Genomic DNA, 20,244 nt, shown 5'->3' with positions numbered 1-20,244 from the left:
GGGTAGTTATATAAATTATAACACTTTAAGGTTAATTTTCCCTACCTTTGGGGGATGAAATATTTAGCGAAAATATGAATAAAAATATTATAATCAGAGATTTAGGTTCTAAAGATTACAAGGAGACTTGGGATTTTCAAACTGAAATTTTAGATGGTATTGTTTCTTTAAAAAGAGAGAAGAGAAATGAAGATACTGAAATTGTAACACCAAATCACTTTTTGTTTGTTGAACACCCGCATGTATATACTTTAGGCAAATCAGGAGATATAAGTAATTTATTATTGAATGAAGAGCAATTAAAAGAAAAAGAAGCTACTTTTTATAAGATAAATAGAGGAGGGGATATTACCTATCATGGACCTGGACAAATTGTTGGTTATCCAATTATAGATTTAGAAAATTTTTTCACTGATATACATAAGTATTTACGTTTATTAGAAGAGGCGATTATTTTAACAATTGCAGAATATGGATTAAAAGGAGATAGAAGTGAAGGGGAAACCGGGGTTTGGTTAGACGTTGAAACCCCTTTTGCTAGAAAGATATGTGCTATGGGTATTCGAGCAAGCCGTTGGGTAACTATGCACGGATTTGCATTAAATGTCAATGTTAATTTGGGTTATTTTGATAATATTATCCCTTGTGGAATTAGAGGAAAGGCTGTTACTTCTATGGAGGTTGAGCTTGGAAAAAAAGTTTCAGAAGCTGAGGTGAAGCAAAAAATTCTAAAACATTTTAAAGAATTGTTTCAAGTTGAAGAATTTATAGTAGAATAAAAAAAGGGTTGACATTGTCAACCCTTTTTTTATTTATAAGCTAAAATTATTTTTGAGCTTTAATGTCAAAAGAAATCTCCATTAAATCGTTAATGAATTTGTCTTTTAAAGCAGCGTCAATTTTCTTAGACTTGTAAGTAACTCCAAAATCAGTTCTGTCAATACTAAAAACATCACTTTTAAAAGTAGCAGTACCATCATTTTCAGAAATTGTAGCTGGTATAGTAATACTTTTTGTAGTTCCTCTTAAAGTTAAGTTACCTGTAACTTGTAATTTCCCGTCTTTCATTTCAGAACTAGCAACTTCAAACTTTGCAGTAGGGAATTTAGCTACATCAAAAAAGTCTCCAGCTTTTAAGTGCTTTTCTAAATCTTCTTTTCCTTTACCAGCTTCCATATCAGTATTTGAAATTGAAGTCATATCAATTGTAAACTCTCCAGATTTAAGAGCTCCATTTTCGATATCTAATAAACCACTCGTTAAACTAACAACTCCGTTATGAGAACCAGTTGGCTTGCTTCCTTTCCAAGTAACAGTAGATTCAGCAACATTTGCTTTGTATGAATTTATTACGTTTTCTACTTTTTTAATGTCTTTTACTTCTTCGTTTGCAGTTACTTTGTTTTTTTCTGTTTTACAAGAAACAGCAGCTAAAGCAACAAATGCAATTGCTAAAATTGATTTTTTCATTATGATTGATTTTTAATAATTGAATTATTTAGAACAAATGTAAATAAAAAATAGTTCCCACGGAAATTATTATTGTGTTAAGATTTTATTAATTACATAAGAGCTGGCTTGTAAACCAAACGCAGCTGGCATATAACTAATGGTTCCGTAGTATGATTTTTTAAAATTTGTACCGTCAGTTAGTTTTAGACTATTCGGAATTTGTACTTCTTCTGAATATACAGCAGCAATACCTTTATTAACTTTTCTGTCTTTTAATCTCTTTTTTAGAGCACGAGCCATTTTGCAGTTTTTAGTCTTGCTAATGTCTTTAACTACAACTTTACTAGCATCTAATTTTCCTCCAGCCCCCATTGAGCTTATTAGTTTTACTTTTTTTCGCTTAGCTGCAACGATCAGATTTATTTTAGGTGTAATGCTGTCAATACAGTCTAAAACATAATCGTATTTTTTATCTACAATTCCAAAGGCTCTTTCGGGAGAAAGAAATTCTTCTAAAACTGTTAATTCAATTTCAGGATTAATGTCTTTGATTCGTTCGGCAATAACCTTGGTTTTCGATTCTCCAACGGTGCTGTCAAGTGCAGGTAATTGTCTGTTTTTATTTGTTTCATCAAAAGCATCACCATCTACAATAGTCATTTTTCCTACTCCAGCTCTTGCAATAAACTCAGCAGCAAATGATCCAACTCCACCTAAGCCAACAATTAAAATATTTGCTTTTTTTAGTTTTTCAATTCCTTCTTTTTGAACCAGTAATTCTGTTCTTTCTAACCAACTCATTTTATAAATATGCTATTAAAATTTTGATGTATAATTTCTTTTAGTTTTTCTGTTTTTAAATCTTTTATCATAGCTGCTTTTTGATAAACATCTTTAATGTTTATTTCATTATCATCTGTTTCAAAAAAGATTTTATCTAATGGAATTTTAGAAAAAGTATCTTGTGTTTTTTCAGAAAGAAGTAATGATTTTCCGAAGGATAAAAATATTCCATTGTTGATTAATGATAAAGCAACTTGTGTGTTTTTATTAAACCCGTGAATAATCCATGGTTGTTTTGGTTTTAGCTCTTTTTTTAATTGTATAATTTCTTGAAATGATTTTACACAATGAATTATTAAAGGTTTTTTATGTTTTTCAGAGAGTGTAACTTGTTTTTTGAATACATCTATTTGTAATTCAAAGTCTACTTCAGTTAGCTTATCTAAACCACATTCTCCTAGAGAAAAACAATTATCTAGTTGTAATTGTTTATCAATAAAAGATAATTCTTCTTCTATTTTTTCTTTACTAATATACCACGGGTGAATTCCTATAGAAAATGAATTTTTAAACTCTGTGGTATTAGGAAAACAGTTTTCGATTTCAAAAATATCATTTTGATTAGATAAATTGTGTGTATGAATATCAATAAATTTCATTACTAAAACCTAGATTTTATCCTTGGTGTCGATAATAATGGTAACAGGTCCATCATTAAGTAATTCTACTTTCATTTCAGCACCAAACTCACCAGTTTGAACTTTTTTGCCTAAATCAGTCTCAAAATGTTTTAAGAATAGCTCATAAAGTGGAATCGCAATATTTGGTTTTGCTGCTTTTATGTAGCTAGGACGATTTCCTTTTTTAGTTGATGCATGCAAGGTGAATTGACTTACAATGATAGCATCGCCACTAATATCGATTAATGATTTGTTCATTACATTGTTCTCATCATTAAAAATGCGAAGGTTAACGATTTTTTTAGATAACCAGTTAATATCCTCCTGTGTGTCATCATCAATTACTCCTAGTAAAATTAATAATCCACTTTTAATATTGGCAACTTTATCGCCTTCAATAGTTACGCTAGCTTTTGTAACCCTTTGAATTACTGCTTTCATTTATTCTTTGTCTTTTTCCCAAACATCGGTTCTGTAGTGCTCTTCTTCACCTTCTAAAATCTGTAAATAACTTTTATAGCGAGACCATGAAATCTCATCGTTTTCTAGTGCATCTTTTACTGCGCACTTAGGTTCGTTTACGTGAATACAATTATTAAACTTACAGTTTTGTTTTAAGGCAAAAAATTCTGGGAAGTAGTCTCCTAATTCATCTTTATCCATATCAACAACACCAAATCCTTTAATTCCTGGAGTATCAATAATTCTAGCATTAAAACTTAAATCAAACATTTCGGCAAAGGTTGTAGTGTGCTTTCCTTGTTTGTATTGCTCAGAAATTTCTTTAGTTTTTAAATTTAAAGAAGGTTCTATTGCATTAACTAAAGTTGTTTTTCCAACACCAGAATGTCCAACAAACATTGATGATTTACCCAGCATCAATTCTTTAATTTTATCTACATTTTTATTTTGAGTTGCAGAAACTTCAATGCATTGATAACCGATTGCTTCATAAATATCTTTTAAATATAAAATCTCAGCGCGTTGCTCAATTTCGTAAGAATCTATTTTGTTAAAAACTAAAATTGTTTTTACAGAGTAAGCTTCTGCAGTTACTAAAAAACGATCGATAAAAGTGGTAAAAGTAGGAGGGTTGTTTATAGTGATTAGTAAAAAAACTTGATCTATATTCGAAGCAATAACGTGTGTTTGCTTTGATAGGTTTACAGATTTACGAACAATAAAATTATCTCGTTCATAAATATTAGTGATAACTCCAGTTTCTTCGTTGTTCTTTGTTTCAAGATCAAAATCAACTTTATCGCCAACTGCAATCGGATTTGTACTTTTAATTCCTTTTAAACGGAACTTTCCTTTGATTCGGCATTTGTATGAAGTGTCTTCAGATTTAACTAAATACCAGCTTCCAGTTGATTTGTAAACGATTCCTATCATAGAACAAAGATGAGAATAAAAAAGATTCCCGCAAAAAGCGGGAATTGTTTAGTTGTTAATTATTTTTTCTTGATGATTGATACTTTCTTGATGGATAGCTTTAAATATTTTTAAAATAAATTCTTCACTTAAACCTCTCCCTTCTCCTTCAAGAATCATTTTACCTAAAATTTCATTCCACCTTTTTGTTTGAAGTATGGCAACATTCTTCTCTTTTTTCAGTTCACCGATTGAATCTGCTATTTTCATTCGCTTACCTAACATTTCAATTAACTGATGATCAACAACATCAATTTGCGTACGAAGTGTGTTTAATGCATTTCTATAATCTGCTTCAGTATCTGTAGCTTTTCTTACCTTTAAATCTACCATCATTTGAACAAGAGATGAAGGTGTAATTTGCTGTTTTGCATCACTCCAAGCATTGTCTGGGTCATAATGAGTTTCTACCATTAATCCATCAAAATTTAAATCTAAAGCTGTTTGACAAATGTCAAAAATAATATCACGACGACCAGCAATATGAGAAGGGTCACAAATTAATGGTAAATCTGGAAAACGGTTTTGTAATTCAATAGGAATTTGCCATTCAGGATTGTTGCGGTATCTAGTTTTTTCGTAGGTTGAGAACCCACGATGAATTACTCCAAGTTTTTTAATGTTCGCAGTATATAAACGCTCGATAGCGCCTAGCCATAAAGGTAAATCTGGGTTTACAGGGTTTTTAACTAATACAATTTTATCAGTTCCTTCTAAGGCATCAGCGATTTCTTGAACAATAAATGGGCTTACCGTTGTTCTAGCTCCAATCCATAAGATGTCTATATCATGTTCTAATGCTAGTTTTACATGATCTTTATTCGCAACTTCTGTTGCAGTTAACATTCCGGTTTCTTTTTTTGCTTTTTGCAACCATTTTAAACCTAGTGCACCAACACCTTCAAAATTACCAGGTCTAGTTCTTGGTTTCCAAATTCCTGCGCGTAAAACTGTAGCATCAGTATCTTTTAATTCATGTGCAATTTTTAATACCTGCTCTTCTGTTTCTGCACTACAAGGTCCTGCTATAACTAATGGATGATTTAAACCGAAATCATTTAACCATGTTTTTAACTCTTTTGTATTTTCCATTTTATGTTTTAATTATTGAAGGCTAACTTCTTGAATTCCGTTTAAAATTTGTTTTATATGATTTGTGTTTTCCATTTCAGAGTAAATTTCTGAAAAATTATTTTGTTCTATTAAAGTTTTAAATTGTTGTAGGTTTTGAATGTACTCATTTAAAGTTTCAATTACATTTCCTTTGTTTTGTTCAAAGATTGGTGTCCACATGGCTGGTGAGCTTTTTGCTAAACGTACTGTTGAGGCAAAACCACTACCTGCCATGTCGAAAATATCGCGCTCATTTTTTTCTTTCTCGATAACTGTTTTTCCTAACATAAAAGAACTTATATGTGATAGATGCGATACATAAGCAATGTGTTTATCATGAGATTTTGCATCCATATAACGAATACGCATTCCTAGTTTTGAAAAAATATCTAAGGCTATTTCTTGTAGCTTAAAAGCTGTTTTTTCTACTTCACAAATAATATTTGTTTTACCAATAAATAAGTTTTTTAGAGCTGCATTTGGTCCTGAAAACTCAGTTCCTGCAATAGGATGCGTAGCTAAGAAATTTCTTCTCTTAGGGTGGTTTTCCAAGGCTTTACATATTTGTTCTTTAGTCGAGCCCACATCTATTACCAAACAATTATCTGACACAGTATTTAATGTTTGATAGATGATGTCTAAAGAAACATCAACAGGTATAGAAATAATAACTATATCCGCATTTTTCATCTCAGATATTACTGCTTGCTCATGAATGATTCCTAGTTCTAAAGCTTTTTCTATATGCTCTTCATTAGTATCTATTCCATAAATGGTAGCTTCTTTAAATTCTTGTTGAATGTCTAGAGATAAGCTACCTCCAATTAAACCGAGTCCTATGATAAATACATTCATGTTATATTCTGTTGATTGCTTCTTTAATTTTTTCTTTTGGAACACATAACGAAAATCGAATGTACCCTTCTCCTTTCGAGCCAAAAACTGTACCTGGCGCAACAAAGATGTTTTTGTTGTACAATAAATCATCAATCATTTTTTCTGATGTAATGTTTGAAGGTAGTTTTGCCCATACAAACATTCCGGAATTGTCTTTATGGTACGTACATTTTAGCTTGTCAGCTAAAGCCCATACAAGTTCTCTTCTTTCAGTGTAAACCGAATTTAATTGCTTAAACCAATCGTTAGATAACTGTAAAGCTTCAATCGCTCCTTTTTGAATTCCGTAAAACATTCCAGAGTCCATTTGAGTTTTTACTTTTAAAACTTCAGTTAAAAATTCTTGTTTGCCTAAAAGCATTCCAACCCTCCAACCCGACATGTTAAACGATTTACTTAATGAATTTAGTTCAAGTGCAATATCCTTTGCTCCGTTAACTTTTAAAATACTCTGAAGATTATCATTTAAAATAAAACTATATGGATTGTCATTTACAATTACAATATTATGTTTTTTTCCAAATGCAATTAATTTTTCAAAAGTATCATTAGTTGCTTTGGCACCTGTTGGCATATGCGGGTAATTTACCCACATTAGTTTAATTTTAGAGGTGTCTAGTTTTTCTAATTCACTAAAATTAGGTTGCCAATTTGTATTTGAATCTAACTCATAAAAAATTGGGGTAGCTCCAATTAAATTGGTTACAGAACTATACGTAGGGTATCCAGGGTTAGGAATTAAGACTTGATCTCCTTTATTTAAAAAAGCTAGAGAAATATGCATAATTCCTTCTTTACTTCCCATTAGAGGAAGTACTTCGTTTTCTGAGTTTAGCGCTACATCATAATTTCTTTGATAAAAACTACTTACTGCTTTTCTAAATTCAGTAAGTCCTTGGTAGCTTTGGTATTTATGAGCTCCATCTTCAAATAAACTGTTTTTTATTGCCTCAATTACTGAACTTGGAGGTTGTAAATCGGGACTTCCAATTCCAATATTAATAATAGGTTTTCCTTCAGTAGCTAATTGACGTACTTCTCTCAATTTTTTAGAAAAGTAGTATTCTTGTACACTGTTTAAACGGTTTGCAAATTGTATCATATTCTTCCGTTTTTATATTCGCCTAAAACTTTAAAGTCTTCAGCCATAATTTTAATAATAGATTTTGCTTTGTCGTAATCTTCATAAGTATTGAAAGTGACATCAACAAAAAAGGCGTATTTCCATGGGGTTTCAATTTTTGGTAATGATTGAATTTTAGTTAGATTTAATTTACAATCGCTCATTACATTTAAAATAGTAGCTAAACTTCCTCTTTTATGATCTAATTCAAACTTTAAAGAAGCTTTGTTTATTTCACTTTTTCCATTATGCGGTTTAGAAGTTTGTAGAATTACAAATCTTGTAGCGTTGTTTTTAATTGTTTGTATTTCATCTTCAATAACTTCAAGATTAAAAATTTCTGCAGCTATTTTAGGAGCTATTGCTGCAACTCCTTTTAGTTTTTTTTCTGAAATACGTTTTGCTACAGCAGAAGTATCTACATCTTCGATAAGTTTAATGTGCTTATGCTGTTTAAAAAACTCTTTACATTGTAAAAGTGCCATAGGGTGTGAACACACCTCTTTAATATCTTCAGTTTTTTGGTTTGGTAAAACCATTAAATGATGATGAATGGGTAGGTAGTATTCGCCAGATATGTGAAGGTTATTTTTGTCTATTAATGCATAATTAGGAATTATCGAACCAGCGATTGTGTTTTCAATAGCCATAATTGCTTGTTCGCTTTTTTGATTGAGTAAACTATCTACCAAGGTGTCAAAAGACAAACATTCGTCTAAAGCAATATTGTCCCCATAATAATTTTGGGCAACTATATGATGATTACTTCCTTGTATTCCTTGAATGGCTATTCTTTTCATTTTGAATCAAAAAAAAAGCCTCGATAAATTCGAGACTTTGATTAGTTTGTATTATTTGTTGTTTAACAATACGATACAAAGTCTCATCTCTTACTAAAAAAGTAAAAGTAAAAATAGAAACCTTGCCATACGTTTTGTAACATCATTGTATTTGTGTTCTTTGTACGAGACAAATCTTAGAAATTAATTTTAGAAAAACAAATTATCTTCGCTAAAAATTATTTCTTATGAATATTGAGCGCGTTATTTCGCATTGGACAACAAATACTTATTATATCGAAAGTAATGGTGAGTCGGTAATTATTGATGCATCTGATATAGCAATTAAAGAATTTGTTGCTATTAGGCCTAAAAATATTATTATTACTCATGGGCATGTTGATCATATTGAGGTTTTAAAAGATTTACGGAATGAATATCAATGTGATGTAGTAATTCAGGAAGAAGGTCAACTGATGTTAACGGATCCAATGATGAATACTTCTGGTTTTTTTCCACAGTTTAAAGCTATTTCTTGCAAAGAAGCTGAAGTTGTTTTTAAAGGAGAAGAGTTTTCTTTTAAAATAGGAGAGAGGGAGTTTAAAACAATACATACTCCTGGACATTCCCCAGACTCTTCAATTTTTTATTGCGAGGAGGAGAAGTTATTAATTGCAGGAGATTTGATTTTCGAGAATTCTATTGGTCGTTCAGATTTTATGCACTCTAATACTGAACATCATCTTAAAAACGTAGTAAAAGTTTTAGATTTTTTTGATGATGATTATACTGTTTTATCAGGTCATGGGAATCCATTTGTTTTAGGAAAAGCCAAAAAAGATATTATGAGTGTGGTGAATTGGGTTGCTAATCAAGAACAAATAATATTGTAAAAAGAAAAAAGCTTCTCAATTTTGAGAAGCTTTTTGCGGTCTGGACGGGACTCGAACCCGCGACCCCATGCGTGACAGGCATGTATTCTAACCAGCTGAACTACCAGACCGTTGCATTTAGCAATGTATTTTACTTAGATAAACTTTAGCGGTCTGGACGGGACTCGAACCCGCGACCCCATGCGTGACAGGCATGTATTCTAACCAGCTGAACTACCAGACCGTTGCTCTAAGCGGATGCAAATATATAATCTTTTTTTAAATATAAAAGAGAAATATTATAAAAAGTTTTGCCTACTAATAAGATATGAGGTAAGAATTTTAGTATAACCTTCATTAATATCAACAGGTATATAATCTATTTTATATTGTAAACATTTGTTTTTTAGATTTTTGAAAAAAGAGTTGCTTAGTTCTTTATAGTTTTCTTGTATGTTTTCAGCATATAAATTTATTTCCTCTCCAGTTTCAACATCTACAAATTTTTTAGGAGTATTGTCAAAATCGAATTCAAACTCTGTTTTTTTATCGTACGTATGAAATAATACTACTTCGTGTTTGTTGAACTTTAAATGTCTTAAAGCATTAAAAAGCTCATCTTCTTTTTTTGTTGTTTGAAACATGTCGGTAAACAAGAAAATTAAAGAGCGACGATGAATTTTTTCGGCTATTTCATGTAAATATTGATAAGTTTCTGTTGTTGAGGTTGAATTAGAAACCAATAATTGCTCAAGTTGATTTAACAACATTTTTCGGTGTCGTTCGCTTCCTTTCTCAGGTGCATAATATTCGTAAGTATCAGCATAAATACTTAATCCAACAGCATCTCGTTGTCTTTTTAAGATGTCCATTAAAGAAGCTGCAGCAACTGCTGAAAAACCTATTTTATTTAAGTTACCAATAGATTGATTTTTAACAATAGGGTAGTGCATTGAAGCAGAGTTGTCAATAATTAAATGACAACGTAGATTAGTTTCTTCTTCGTACTTTTTAGTATATAACTTTTCTGTTTTTGCAAATAATTTCCAATCTATATGACGCGTACTTTCTCCTTTATTATATAGCTTATGTTCAGAAAATTCAACAGAAAATCCATGAAATGGGCTTTTATGCATTCCAGTAATAAAACCTTCTACTACTTGTTTGGCAAGCAATTCTAAGTTTTTAATTTCGGAAGAAGTATTATTTAAATCAATCATAATAGTTCCGAAAATAAAAAAAGGTTCAGCGATAGCCAAACCTTTTAAGATATATTATAAATGTACTTTATTATAAAGCAGCATCAATTTTATCAGTATATGCTTTTTTAGGAGCAGCACCAACTTGCTTATCTACAACTTCTCCGTTTTTAAAGATTAAAACAGTAGGGATGTTTCTAACTCCGTATTTAGCAGCAAATTCTTGGTTGTTGTCAACGTCAACTTTACCAACAACAGCTTTACCATCGTATTCAGTATGAATTTCATCAACGATTGGTCCAACCATTCTACAAGGTCCACACCAAGCTGCCCAAAAATCAACCAATACAGGTTTGTCTGATTTTAATACTATCTCGTCAAAGTTTGCATCTGTAATTTCTAATGCCATTTTATTATGTTTTAATTAAGTTAATGTCTTGTTTCTATGCTACAAAAGTAAACAAATATTTTGCCAATGCAATTTTACAAAAATTACTTTTTACTATCATAGTATCAATAGTTTCTATTTCCTTACAATTAAAAAACTTCTTTTGCTATTTGTTGAATATTAGTTGATTTACCCATAGAATAATAATGAAGTAATGGCACTCCAGCTTTAATTAGCTCTTTACTTTGTTGTATACACCATTCAACTCCAACTCGTCTTACAGTTTTATTGTCTTTACATTTTACAACACTCATTATTAAATCATCTGGTAAATCTACTTTAAAACGATGTGGAATTAAGTTTAACTGTTTTTGTGTTGATATTGGTTTTAACCCAGGAATAATCGGAACTGTAATTCCCTCTTTTCTACATTTTGCTACAAAATCGAAATATTTCTGATTATCAAAAAACATTTGAGTTACAATATACGTAGCACCGTTTTTGATTTTCTTTTTTAAAAAATGAATATCTGAATCTAAACTCGGAGCTTCCATATGTTTTTCAGGATAACCAGCAACACCAATGCAAAAATCTGTTTTAGACGAATTTTGAAGTTCATCATCCAAGTAGATTCCTTTATTTAAGTCTTGAATTTGAGATACTAATTCACTTGCATATTGGTGTCCGTCTTTTTCAGGTTTAAAATAGGTTTCACTTTTTACGGCATCTCCTCTTAACGCAACAACATTATCAATACCGAGAAAATCTAAGTCAATTAAAAAATTTTCAGTATCCTCTTTTGTAAAGCCTCCACAAAGAATATGTGGTACCGCATCTACTTGATATTTATTTTGAATAGCAGCACAAATTCCAACGGTTCCAGGACGCTTTTTAACGACTTGTTTTTTTAATAGTCCATTTTCAAGTTCTTTATAAGTGTATTCTTCTCTGTGGTAGGTAACATCTATAAAGGGCGGTTTAAATTCTATCAGAGGATCTATATTGTCGAAAATAGATTGTATATGTTGTCCTTTTAACGGGGGTAATATTTCAAAGGAAAACAGCGTTTCTCCATTTGCTTGTTTTATATGTTCAGTTACTTTCATTATTCTCGTTTTGAGCACTAAGCTCTAGTTGTATTTAATCTTTATTTTTCTGCAATATTCGGGTGCAACCATTTTCTTGCCTTTTCTAAGGATATTTCTTTTCTATTAGCAAAATCTCGCACCTGATCATCGGTTATCTTTCCTAAACCAAAATAACTAGCTTGTTCATTAGCAAAGTAATATCCTGAAACTGCTGCTGCCGGCCACATAGCCAAGCTTTCTGTTAAGCTAACTCCTATACGCTCTTCCACATCTAATAATTGCCAAATGGTTTCTTTTTCTAAATGGTCTGGACAAGCTGGATAACCTGGAGCTGGACGAATTCCTTTATAACTTTCTTTTATTAATTCTTCGTTACTCAAGTCTTCATTACTTGCATAGCCCCAATGTTGCGTACGCACCCTATGGTGCAAATATTCTGCAAAGGCTTCAGCAAAACGATCTGCCAAAGCTTGAGCCATAATGGCGTTATAATCATCTTGTTGGTCTTTATACTTATTTGCCAATTCATCAGATCCAAAAACAGCGGTACAAAAACTACCTATATAATCTGTTTTACCTAATTCTTTAGGAGCTATAAAATCTGCCAAAGCATAATTAGACTTCCCCTCTCTCTTTTGCAATTGCTGACGAAGTGTTCTAAAAACCGCTATTTCTTTTCCTTTTTTCTGAACAGAAATATCATCATCGTTAATGGTATTTGCTTCAAACAAACCAAAAATTGCTTTTGGCTTTAGTGATTGATTTGCTATAATTTCTTTAAGCATTTCTTGAGCATCTTGGTATAAACTAGTTGCTTGTTCACCTACCAACTCATCTTCTAAAATGTTAGGAAGCTTTCCGTGTAAATCCCAAGAACGAAAAAACGGAGACCAATCAAAAAACGGAATCAAATCTTTTAAACTGACCTGTTCTAAAGTTTGAATTCCTAACTCTTTTGGTTTATTAATCGCTGCCTCATCCCAATTAATTGAAAACTTACGCTTACGAGCTTCTTCAATACTTACGTACGATTTAACCTTACCTCGCTTTAAGAACTTATCTCTAAATTCTTCATAGTCTTTTTTAAGTTTAGTTACATATTCATTACTACTCTTTTTGTTAAGTAAATCTCCAACTACAGTAACTGCTCTTGAAGCATCGTTTATATGAACAACCGCATTTTTATATTGTGTATCTATCTTTACTGCTGTATGAGCTTTAGATGTAGTAGCACCACCAATTAACAACGGAATGTCTAGATTTTCACGCTCCATCTCTTTAGCTAAATAGACCATTTCATCTAACGAAGGAGTAATTAAACCACTTAAACCTATAGCATCGACCTTTTCTTGCTTAGCCGTTTCTATAATCTTTTCTGGTGGAACCATAACCCCTAAATCGATAATTTCGTAATTGTTACAACCCAATACTACCGATACAATATTCTTTCCTATATCGTGTACATCGCCTTTTACAGTAGCCATTAAAATTCTTCCTAAAGCCTGCTGTTCTTCTCCTTTTTCAGCTTCTATAAATGGATTTAAATACGCTACCGCTTTTTTCATTACACGTGCAGACTTCACTACCTGAGGTAGGAACATTTTTCCACTTCCAAATAAATCACCTACTACATTCATTCCCGTCATTAAATGACCTTCAATTACATGTAAGGGTTTCTCAACACTTAATCGAGCTTCTTCTGCATCTTCCACAATAAATGCATCAATACCTTTTACTAAGGAATGCGTTATTCTTTCTTGTAAAGGCAAGTTTCTCCATTCTAAAATGGTGGTGTCATCTTCTTTCTTTTTACCTTTTACCGTTTCAGCAAAATCTAATAATCGCTCCGTTGCATCTTCTCTTCGATCTAAAATAACATCTTCAATATGTTCCAATAGATTTTTGGGAATGTCGTCGTAAACTTCTAACATGGTTGGATTTACAATTCCCATGTTCATACCTGCTTTTATTGCATAATATAAGAACACAGTGTGCATGGCTTCACGAACGGCATTGTTTCCTCTAAATGAAAAAGAAACATTACTTACACCACCACTTACACTAACATGAGGTAAATTATTTCTAACCCAACGTGTAGCTTCAATAAAATCGATTGCATTTTTTTTATGCTCTTCCATTCCCGTTGCTACTGGGAAAATATTTAGGTCAAAAATTATATCTTCTGGTGAAAAGTGGACAATGTCCACCAATATTTTATAAGAACGTTCTGCAATCTCTATTCTTCGCTCAAAGGTATCTGCTTGTCCTACTTCATCAAAAGCCATTACTATAACGGCAGCTCCGTAACGTTTTACTTGAGTGGCTTCCCATATAAATTTTTCTTCTCCTTCTTTTAAGGAGATAGAATTAACTACTGATTTTCCTTGAACAACTTGTAATCCAGCTTCAATAATCTCCCACTTAGAACTATCAATCATTATAGGAACTCTACAAATATCTGGTTCAGCAGCAATAAGATTTAAAAACCGAACCATAGCTTCTTTTCCGTCTATTAAACCATCATCCATGTTAATGTCTATAATTTGAGCTCCACCATCTACTTGGTGACGTGCTATGGCTAATGCTTCATCAAATTTCTCTTCTTTTATTAATCGTAAAAATTTACGAGAACCTGCTACATTGGTTCGTTCTCCTACATTTATAAAATTACTTTCTGGAGTGATTATAAGAGGTTCTAAACCACTTAGTCTCATGTGTTTTTTACATTCCGTCTCCATATTAAACTGTTATTTTTCTTGGTTGATATTTTGCTGCTACTTCTGCAATAGCTGTAATATGTTTGGGAGTAGTGCCACAACAGCCTCCTATAATATTGATTAGTTCCTTTTTTAAATACTCCTCAATTTGTTGTGCCATTTCTTCAGGCGTTTCATCGTATTCTCCAAAAGCATTAGGTAACCCAGCATTTGGATGTGCTGATATGGCAAATTCTGTTTTTGGTGCTATTGCTTCTAAATGTGGTTGTAGCAGGTTTGCCCCTAAAGCACAATTAAAGCCTACGGATAGGAGTGGTAAATGCGATATAGATACTAAAAAAGCCTCCGCCGTTTGTCCAGAAAGTGTTCTTCCTGATGCATCTGTAATTGTTCCTGATACCATTATTGGAACGTCTATTTGTCGTTCTTCTTTTACTTCTTCAATAGCAAATAAAGCTGCTTTTGCATTAAGTGTATCAAAGACAGTTTCTACTAATAAAAGATCTGCTCCTCCATCTAATAAAGCTTCTGTTTGTTGTTTGTATGCAATTCTTAATTCATCAAAAGTAACGGCTCTATAACCTGGGTCATTTACATCTGGAGACATACTCGCTGTTCTATTGGTTGGACCAATAGAACCTGCTACAAATCTTGGTTTATTAGGCTCTTTTGCCGTAAATTCATCTGCAGCTTCTTTTGCTATTTTAGCAGATTCGTAGTTTAACTCATATACCAAATCTTCCATTTGGTAATCGGCCATAGCAATGGTGGTTCCAGAAAAGGTATTGGTTTCAACAATATCTGCACCAGCAGCAAAGTATTTTTTATGTACTTCTTTAACAGCTTCTGGTTGTGTTATAGATAACAAATCGTTGTTACCTTGTAGCGGTATAGGATATTCTTTAAAACGTTCTCCACGAAAATCTTCTTCAGTAAATTTATATTCCTGAAGCATGGTTCCCATAGCACCATCGAGCACGAGAATTCGTTTTTGTATTTCTGTATAAATGTTTGACATTCCTGATAATTAAATATTATGTTATCAGGAAAAGAGGAAGAAAACTTCTTTTCGTTATCTCTCTGCGTAAGCAGTAGAATGTAGCACCTTCTTTGTTTGCACAAAGGGTTGCTAAGGTTTCAAAGGGTCTATTCCCTCCACCTTTCTTGATAACATCAATTAAGTTAATGAACTATGGTACAAATCTATTGGTTTATTTTTTATTAACCCAATAAAAAATAACTATTTATATAAATTAGATGATAAATAACGGTCTCCACGATCGCATACAACTGTAACAACGACACCTTCTTCAATAGAGTTGGCTACTTTTAATGCTGAAGCAAATGCACCTCCGCTACTCATACCAGCAAAAATACCTTCTTGCTTAGCTAGTTTAAGAGTTCCTTCTTCGGCTTCTTGTTGGGTTACCTCTAAAAAGCTATCTATTTTTTGTGGTTTAAAAATAGCTGGTAAGTATTCTTCTGACCATTTTCTAATTCCTGGAATTCTTGCACCTTCTTTTGGCTGTACACCAATGATTCTAATTTGATCGTTCTGTTGTTTTAAATAATCTGACACTCCAGTAATTGTTCCTGTGGTTCCCATTGCCGAAACAAAATGTGTAATTTCTCCTTGCGTATCTCTCCATATTTCTGGTCCAGTAGTAGTGTAATGTGCTTTAGGGTTATCGAAATTATCAAATTGATTCAATCGAAAATATCCTTTTTTATATTTTAATTCCAAAGCATGATCTATAGCTCCTTCCATACCTAATTCTGTGGGAGTTAAGATTACTTCTGCACCATAAGCTCTCATGGTTTTTACTCGTTCTATGGTAGCATGTTCTGGCATAGTTAATACCATGTTTACTCCTAAAACTTTTGCCATTAAAGCTAAAGCTATTCCTGTGTTACCACTAGTTGCTTCTACTAAAGTATCTCCTTTTTTAATGTTCTTCTTTTTTAAAGCTTCAGAAATCATAAAGTAGGCGGCTCTATCTTTCACACTTCCTCCAGGGTTGTTTCCTTCTAGCTTTAATAATAGTTTAACGTTCGGATTATTAAAGGAATTGGTTACTTCTACCAAAGGAGTATTTCCTACGAAATCAATTATACTTTTTGTTTTCATTTGTGGTTGGTTTTTTAGTAAAGTCATTTTACATATGATTTTCTAGTGGTTATTTTATTTTCTAATTCATAGGTCACTATTGAACCTTTTGGAACGGATGAAGTTACACAGACATTAGCCCCTATAATACTATCTTCTCCGATGATAACATCACCACCTAATATGGTAGCATTGGCATAAATGGTAACATTATTTTCAATAGTAGGATGTCTTTTAGTAGCGGCTAATTCTTTTTTTACTTGAATACCTCCTAAAGTGACTCCTTGGTATATTTTTACGTTGTTTTTTATAATAGTTGTTTCTCCAATGACGATTCCTGTAGCATGGTCTATAAAAAAAGATTCGCCAATAATAGCACCTGGATGAATATCTACTCCAGTTATACTATGCGCATATTCGCTCATCATTCTTGAAAAAGTAAACTGATTTAATTTATACAGTTCACGACTTAATCTATAAATAGCAATAGCATGAAATCCTGGATATGCTAAATAAACTTCCTCTAAACTTTTACAAGCTGGATCACTCTTTTCAAAAGCAATCGCATCTAAATCTAACTTTAAACGTATATCAATAAATAACTGCTGATATGTATTCCAAAGTGTAGCTGAATCTTCTATTTGGAGTTTATCACTTATTGTTAGAAATAGGTTTTCAATTTTATCTTGATAACTAATTTTATATTCTTTGTCAAAAAGAGAGTAGAGGAGGTGTTTAGTAAACACTTCTACGGTATCTTTTAAACAGATATGATAATTTTTTATGGTATTTGCTACTGTTGCCATTTTATACTTCTGGAGCTAGTTCAACTTCTAATCCTTCTAATTCTTTTGTTATTTGAATTTGACATCCTAAACGACTATTGTCTTTAACATCAAATGCTTCTGCAAGCATTGCATCTTCATCATCGGTCATTTCTGGTAATACATGATTTGAATTTACATAACACTGACAGGATGCACACATAGCCATTCCACCACAAACTCCAATGGTACCTTCTGGAGCTAGCTCATAGGATCTGACTAATTCCATTAAATTCATTGCCATATCTGTCGGTGCTAATACCTCGTGACTTACACCGTCCCTATCGGTTATTTTTATGGTTACATCTTGTTCCATTATTCAATTGCTTTTACCACTGCTTTAGGAGCTTCTTTTTTAGTTCCATCGAATCCTTGAACTCCCCCAACAGTAGTATATTTCATTACATATTTTTTATCTGGATGTATCCTTTTATAAGCACTCTGACACATTAAAGTAGCTTCATGAAATCCACATAAAATTAACTTTAATTTACCTGGATAGGTATTAACATCGCCAATAGCATATATACCCGGAACGTTTGTTTGATAATCTAAAGCGTTATTAACTTTAATTGCATTTTTTTCTATTTCTAATCCCCAATTGGCTATTGGTCCTAGTTTTGGAGCTAATCCAAATAATGGAATAAAATGATCTGTATCTAAAATATAAGGTTCACTTCCTTTTTGCTCTATAACAACACCAGTTACATGCTCTTTTCCTAAAACACCTTTTACTTCTGCTGGTGTAATTAGGTTTATTTTACCTAGGTTTTTTAACTCTTGTACTTTTTCTACCGAGTCTAATGCTCCTCTAAATTCATTTCTTCTATGAATTAAAGTAACCGATTTTGCTACATCTGTTAAAAAGATAGACCAGTCTAAAGCAGAATCTCCACCACCAGCAATAACAACATTTTTATCTCTATAAAGTTCTGGTTCTCTAATCATGTATTCAACCCCATGATCTTCATACTTTGCAATGTTTTCTATTTGTGGTTTTCTAGGTTCAAAACTTCCTAAACCTCCAGCAATGGCTACTACTGGAGCTTGATGCTTGGTTCCTTTGTTAGTAGTAACTATAAAGGTGCCATCGTCTTGTTTTTCAATAGTATCAGCGCGTTCTCCTAATGTAAATCCAGGTTCAAATTGTTTAATTTGTTCCATAAGATTTTTGGTTAAATCACCTGCTAAAATTTCTGGATAAGCAGGGATATCATAAATAGGTTTTTTAGGGTAAATTTCAGAACATTGTCCACCTGGTTGAGGTAAAGCATCTATTAAATGACAACGCAGTTTTAGTAATCCTGCTTCAAATACGGTAAATAGCCCTGTAGGACCTGCTCCAATAATTAATATATCTGTTTGTATCATTTTCTTCTATTTTTTGTCATTATGAATAACAATTTCTTTTGATGAATTACTTCGCTTTTTTTAATGACGTTAGCGTATTAAATTTTCAGTTAACTTGTTTAATGTGTGTACTTTTTCTTCAAAATTACCTTTGATAGTTTTTCTATAATCATTTAAGTTTTGAACAAGTTGATTAATATCTTGTGGTATTACTTCTTCAAAAAACTGACGTAATCGTTTTGCTGTTGTTGGCGATTTTCCGTTGGTTGAAATAGCTACTTTAACATGTCCTTTGGTAACAATTCCTCCCATATAGAAATCGCAATATGGCGGGTTATCTGCTACATTTACCAATTTGTTTTGCGCTTTACAATCGTCATATATTTTTATGTTAACTGTTGGCTTATCTGTAGTAGTAATTACTATATGCTTGTCTTCTAAATAAGAGCTTTTATAGCTATCTTTTATCATGTTAACCTTTCCCGTTTTAGCCACAGAAATAGTTTCCTCTCTAAAAAGAGGAGCAACCATTGTTACGTTAGCATCTGGGCTAGACTTTAATAAAAAAGACAGCTTTTCTTCCGCAACATAACCACCACCAACAATAAGTACTTCCAGTTGTTTTACTTTTAAAAAAATAGGATATAGGTTGTTTCTTTCTTCCATGATTTTATACTACTTCTTTTAAAGCAACCTCTTGCTTAATTTGTTCAATTTGTTGCCTATGATTAACAACTTCACCCAGTACAATGATTGCTGGATTACTCAATTGATTTGCTTTTACAACTTCTTCAATAGAGTCTACAGTTCCAATTCCAACTTTTTCATGTATTGTGGTTCCGTTTTGAATGATTGCAACGGGTAAATCACCTTTTTCTTCTTTTTTAAATAGCGAAACAATTTCAGCTAATTTCCCCATACCCATTAGTATAACTACAGTAGCATTTGACTTGGCAGCAAGCGCTACATCACTAGATAATTGGTGTTGTTTTGTTGTTCCTGTAATTACCCAAAAACTTTCCGAACTCCCTCTTTTTGTTAAAGGAATATTCTGATATGCAGGTACAGCTAATGATGATGAAATACCAGGAACTACAGCTACTTCTAATCCGTGTTTTGCTGCGTATTCCATTTCTTCGGCACCTCTTCCAAAAATAAACGGATCACCACCTTTTAATCGAACTACATGTCCATGAGAATGTCCTCTAGCAACAATAAGTTCATTAATTTGTTCTTGTTGATATCGATAGCAACCTCTTCGTTTTCCAACAAAAATGAGTTCGGTCATTGGATGTACATAACTTAAAAGTTCAGAATTTACCAAAGCATCATATAAAACAACATCTGCTTGTTTCAAGGCCTTAAAGGCTTTCAATGTGATTAATTCTATATCACCTGGTCCTGCACCAATTACGGTTAATTTTGGTAGGTTTTTCAT

Annotated in this window: 22 protein-coding genes, 2 tRNA genes and 1 riboswitch; of the genes, 2 read left to right on the top strand and 22 right to left on the bottom strand. The window is 32.3% G+C overall.

Going from position 1 to position 20,244, the window contains the following annotated elements:
• The first annotated feature begins 74 nt into the window (after window positions 1–74).
• Window positions 75–779 carry a lipoyl(octanoyl) transferase LipB gene (gene lipB, locus H3Z83_RS04745; RefSeq protein ID WP_182124309.1) on the top strand — a complete coding sequence of 235 codons (705 nt, stop codon included), beginning with the start codon at window positions 75–77 and terminating at the stop codon, window positions 777–779.
• A 46-nt stretch (window positions 780–825) separates the two neighbouring features.
• Here lipB and H3Z83_RS04740 read toward each other — a convergent pair whose 3' ends face one another.
• The 9 genes from H3Z83_RS04740 to H3Z83_RS04700 all read right to left on the bottom strand — a co-directional run bounded on the left by H3Z83_RS04740 (window position 826) and on the right by H3Z83_RS04700 (window position 8,282).
• Window positions 826–1,470 carry a YceI family protein gene (locus H3Z83_RS04740; RefSeq protein ID WP_182124308.1) on the bottom strand — a complete coding sequence of 215 codons (645 nt, stop codon included), beginning with the start codon at window positions 1,468–1,470 and terminating at the stop codon, window positions 826–828.
• A 69-nt stretch (window positions 1,471–1,539) separates the two neighbouring features.
• Window positions 1,540–2,253: a tRNA threonylcarbamoyladenosine dehydratase gene (locus tag H3Z83_RS04735; protein ID WP_182124307.1), complete on the bottom strand. Its 714-nt coding sequence runs from the start codon at window positions 2,251–2,253 to the stop codon at window positions 1,540–1,542.
• A complete protein-coding gene (locus H3Z83_RS04730; RefSeq protein ID WP_182124306.1) occupies window positions 2,250–2,894 on the bottom strand; it encodes a TatD family hydrolase in 645 nt (214 codons plus the stop codon). Before H3Z83_RS04730 ends, H3Z83_RS04735 begins: the two co-directional genes overlap by 4 nt.
• 9 nt (window positions 2,895–2,903) lie before the next feature.
• Entirely contained in the window at window positions 2,904–3,356 is a 453-nt protein-coding gene (gene dtd, locus H3Z83_RS04725; RefSeq protein ID WP_182124305.1) for a D-aminoacyl-tRNA deacylase, read from the bottom strand.
• Window positions 3,357–4,310, bottom strand: coding sequence for a ribosome small subunit-dependent GTPase A (gene rsgA, locus H3Z83_RS04720; protein WP_182124304.1), 954 nt, complete (start codon window positions 4,308–4,310; stop codon window positions 3,357–3,359).
• A gap of 48 nt (window positions 4,311–4,358) precedes the next feature.
• Window positions 4,359–5,441: a bifunctional 3-deoxy-7-phosphoheptulonate synthase/chorismate mutase type II gene (locus tag H3Z83_RS04715; protein WP_182124303.1), complete on the bottom strand. Its 1,083-nt coding sequence runs from the start codon at window positions 5,439–5,441 to the stop codon at window positions 4,359–4,361.
• 12 nt (window positions 5,442–5,453) lie between these two features.
• Window positions 5,454–6,317 carry a prephenate dehydrogenase gene (locus H3Z83_RS04710; RefSeq protein WP_182124302.1) on the bottom strand — a complete coding sequence of 288 codons (864 nt, stop codon included), beginning with the start codon at window positions 6,315–6,317 and terminating at the stop codon, window positions 5,454–5,456.
• A 1-nt stretch (window position 6,318) separates the two neighbouring features.
• Window positions 6,319–7,461 (bottom strand): pyridoxal phosphate-dependent aminotransferase, encoded by a 1,143-nt coding sequence (locus tag H3Z83_RS04705; RefSeq protein ID WP_182124301.1) that lies wholly within the window; start codon window positions 7,459–7,461, stop codon window positions 6,319–6,321.
• The gene (locus H3Z83_RS04700) at window positions 7,458–8,282 is read right to left on the bottom strand and encodes a prephenate dehydratase (protein WP_182124300.1); all 825 of its coding nucleotides are present in this window, start codon (window positions 8,280–8,282) and stop codon (window positions 7,458–7,460) included. Before H3Z83_RS04700 ends, H3Z83_RS04705 begins: the two co-directional genes overlap by 4 nt.
• 227 nt (window positions 8,283–8,509) lie before the next feature.
• On the opposite strand from H3Z83_RS04700, the gene H3Z83_RS04695 reads away from it, so the two are divergent.
• Window positions 8,510–9,154 (top strand): MBL fold metallo-hydrolase, encoded by a 645-nt coding sequence (locus H3Z83_RS04695; protein WP_182124299.1) that lies wholly within the window; start codon window positions 8,510–8,512, stop codon window positions 9,152–9,154.
• A 36-nt stretch (window positions 9,155–9,190) separates the two neighbouring features.
• Here H3Z83_RS04695 and H3Z83_RS04690 read toward each other — a convergent pair.
• The 13 genes from H3Z83_RS04690 to cobA form a co-directional block, all read right to left on the bottom strand.
• Window positions 9,191–9,264, bottom strand: a tRNA-Asp gene (locus H3Z83_RS04690).
• 39 nt (window positions 9,265–9,303) lie between these two features.
• Window positions 9,304–9,377 (bottom strand) — tRNA-Asp (locus H3Z83_RS04685).
• A 55-nt stretch (window positions 9,378–9,432) separates the two neighbouring features.
• On the bottom strand, window positions 9,433–10,353 hold the full coding sequence (locus H3Z83_RS04680; RefSeq protein WP_182124389.1) for a DUF58 domain-containing protein: 921 nt from the start codon (window positions 10,351–10,353) through the stop codon (window positions 9,433–9,435).
• Window positions 10,354–10,423: 70 nt separating this feature from the next.
• A complete protein-coding gene (trxA, locus tag H3Z83_RS04675; RefSeq protein WP_182124298.1) occupies window positions 10,424–10,741 on the bottom strand; it encodes a thioredoxin in 318 nt (105 codons plus the stop codon).
• Between the two features lie 128 nt (window positions 10,742–10,869).
• A complete protein-coding gene (gene metF / locus H3Z83_RS04670; RefSeq protein ID WP_182124297.1) occupies window positions 10,870–11,826 on the bottom strand; it encodes a methylenetetrahydrofolate reductase [NAD(P)H] in 957 nt (318 codons plus the stop codon).
• Window positions 11,827–11,867: 41 nt separating this feature from the next.
• On the bottom strand, window positions 11,868–14,546 hold the full coding sequence (metH, locus tag H3Z83_RS04665; protein ID WP_182124296.1) for a methionine synthase: 2,679 nt from the start codon (window positions 14,544–14,546) through the stop codon (window positions 11,868–11,870).
• A gap of 1 nt (window position 14,547) precedes the next feature.
• Window positions 14,548–15,543, bottom strand: a complete 996-nt coding sequence (locus H3Z83_RS04660) for a homocysteine S-methyltransferase family protein (RefSeq protein ID WP_182124295.1) — start codon at window positions 15,541–15,543, stop codon at window positions 14,548–14,550.
• A 51-nt stretch (window positions 15,544–15,594) separates the two neighbouring features.
• Window positions 15,595–15,699: riboswitch (SAM riboswitch) on the bottom strand.
• 66 nt (window positions 15,700–15,765) lie between these two features.
• The gene (gene cysM / locus H3Z83_RS04655) at window positions 15,766–16,680 is read right to left on the bottom strand and encodes a cysteine synthase CysM (RefSeq protein WP_246337456.1); all 915 of its coding nucleotides are present in this window, start codon (window positions 16,678–16,680) and stop codon (window positions 15,766–15,768) included.
• Window positions 16,677–17,438 carry a serine O-acetyltransferase EpsC gene (epsC, locus tag H3Z83_RS04650; protein WP_182124294.1) on the bottom strand — a complete coding sequence of 254 codons (762 nt, stop codon included), beginning with the start codon at window positions 17,436–17,438 and terminating at the stop codon, window positions 16,677–16,679. The genes cysM and epsC overlap by 4 nt, the downstream gene beginning before the upstream one ends.
• A gap of 1 nt (window position 17,439) precedes the next feature.
• On the bottom strand, window positions 17,440–17,772 hold the full coding sequence (locus H3Z83_RS04645) for a 2Fe-2S iron-sulfur cluster-binding protein (protein WP_182124293.1): 333 nt from the start codon (window positions 17,770–17,772) through the stop codon (window positions 17,440–17,442).
• Window positions 17,772–18,827, bottom strand: coding sequence for an NAD(P)/FAD-dependent oxidoreductase (locus H3Z83_RS04640; protein WP_182124292.1), 1,056 nt, complete (start codon window positions 18,825–18,827; stop codon window positions 17,772–17,774). Before H3Z83_RS04640 ends, H3Z83_RS04645 begins: the two co-directional genes overlap by 1 nt.
• A 69-nt stretch (window positions 18,828–18,896) precedes the next feature.
• On the bottom strand, window positions 18,897–19,472 hold the full coding sequence (locus tag H3Z83_RS04635; RefSeq protein WP_182124291.1) for a precorrin-2 dehydrogenase/sirohydrochlorin ferrochelatase family protein: 576 nt from the start codon (window positions 19,470–19,472) through the stop codon (window positions 18,897–18,899).
• 4 nt (window positions 19,473–19,476) lie between these two features.
• Window positions 19,477–20,244 (bottom strand): uroporphyrinogen-III C-methyltransferase, encoded by a 768-nt coding sequence (gene cobA, locus H3Z83_RS04630; protein WP_182124290.1) that lies wholly within the window; start codon window positions 20,242–20,244, stop codon window positions 19,477–19,479.

The organism is Tenacibaculum pelagium (assembly GCF_014062345.1).
GTDB classification, from domain to species: domain Bacteria; phylum Bacteroidota; class Bacteroidia; order Flavobacteriales; family Flavobacteriaceae; genus Polaribacter; species Polaribacter pelagius.
This window is presented reverse-complemented; position numbering and strand designations above follow the sequence as displayed.

What these genes read in the sequence shown, in the direction of transcription:
- lipB (WP_182124309.1), top strand. Translation starts at nt 75, where the DNA reads ATGAATAAAAATATTATAATCAGAGATTTAGGTTCTAAAGATTACAAG.
- H3Z83_RS04740 (WP_182124308.1), bottom strand. Translation starts at nt 1,470, where the DNA reads ATGAAAAAATCAATTTTAGCAATTGCATTTGTTGCTTTAGCTGCTGTT.
- H3Z83_RS04735 (WP_182124307.1), bottom strand. Translation starts at nt 2,253, where the DNA reads ATGAGTTGGTTAGAAAGAACAGAATTACTGGTTCAAAAAGAAGGAATT.
- H3Z83_RS04730 (WP_182124306.1), bottom strand. Translation starts at nt 2,894, where the DNA reads ATGAAATTTATTGATATTCATACACACAATTTATCTAATCAAAATGAT.
- dtd (WP_182124305.1), bottom strand. Translation starts at nt 3,356, where the DNA reads ATGAAAGCAGTAATTCAAAGGGTTACAAAAGCTAGCGTAACTATTGAA.
- rsgA (WP_182124304.1), bottom strand. Translation starts at nt 4,310, where the DNA reads ATGATAGGAATCGTTTACAAATCAACTGGAAGCTGGTATTTAGTTAAA.
- H3Z83_RS04715 (WP_182124303.1), bottom strand. Translation starts at nt 5,441, where the DNA reads ATGGAAAATACAAAAGAGTTAAAAACATGGTTAAATGATTTCGGTTTA.
- H3Z83_RS04710 (WP_182124302.1), bottom strand. Translation starts at nt 6,317, where the DNA reads ATGAATGTATTTATCATAGGACTCGGTTTAATTGGAGGTAGCTTATCT.
- H3Z83_RS04705 (WP_182124301.1), bottom strand. Translation starts at nt 7,461, where the DNA reads ATGATACAATTTGCAAACCGTTTAAACAGTGTACAAGAATACTACTTT.
- H3Z83_RS04700 (WP_182124300.1), bottom strand. Translation starts at nt 8,282, where the DNA reads ATGAAAAGAATAGCCATTCAAGGAATACAAGGAAGTAATCATCATATA.
- H3Z83_RS04695 (WP_182124299.1), top strand. Translation starts at nt 8,510, where the DNA reads ATGAATATTGAGCGCGTTATTTCGCATTGGACAACAAATACTTATTAT.
- H3Z83_RS04680 (WP_182124389.1), bottom strand. Translation starts at nt 10,353, where the DNA reads ATGATTGATTTAAATAATACTTCTTCCGAAATTAAAAACTTAGAATTG.
- trxA (WP_182124298.1), bottom strand. Translation starts at nt 10,741, where the DNA reads ATGGCATTAGAAATTACAGATGCAAACTTTGACGAGATAGTATTAAAA.
- metF (WP_182124297.1), bottom strand. Translation starts at nt 11,826, where the DNA reads ATGAAAGTAACTGAACATATAAAACAAGCAAATGGAGAAACGCTGTTT.
- metH (WP_182124296.1), bottom strand. Translation starts at nt 14,546, where the DNA reads ATGGAGACGGAATGTAAAAAACACATGAGACTAAGTGGTTTAGAACCT.
- H3Z83_RS04660 (WP_182124295.1), bottom strand. Translation starts at nt 15,543, where the DNA reads ATGTCAAACATTTATACAGAAATACAAAAACGAATTCTCGTGCTCGAT.
- cysM (WP_246337456.1), bottom strand. Translation starts at nt 16,680, where the DNA reads ATGACTTTACTAAAAAACCAACCACAAATGAAAACAAAAAGTATAATT.
- epsC (WP_182124294.1), bottom strand. Translation starts at nt 17,438, where the DNA reads ATGGCAACAGTAGCAAATACCATAAAAAATTATCATATCTGTTTAAAA.
- H3Z83_RS04645 (WP_182124293.1), bottom strand. Translation starts at nt 17,772, where the DNA reads ATGGAACAAGATGTAACCATAAAAATAACCGATAGGGACGGTGTAAGT.
- H3Z83_RS04640 (WP_182124292.1), bottom strand. Translation starts at nt 18,827, where the DNA reads ATGATACAAACAGATATATTAATTATTGGAGCAGGTCCTACAGGGCTA.
- H3Z83_RS04635 (WP_182124291.1), bottom strand. Translation starts at nt 19,472, where the DNA reads ATGGAAGAAAGAAACAACCTATATCCTATTTTTTTAAAAGTAAAACAA.
- cobA (WP_182124290.1), bottom strand. Translation starts at nt 20,244, where the DNA reads ATGAAAAACCTACCAAAATTAACCGTAATTGGTGCAGGACCAGGTGAT.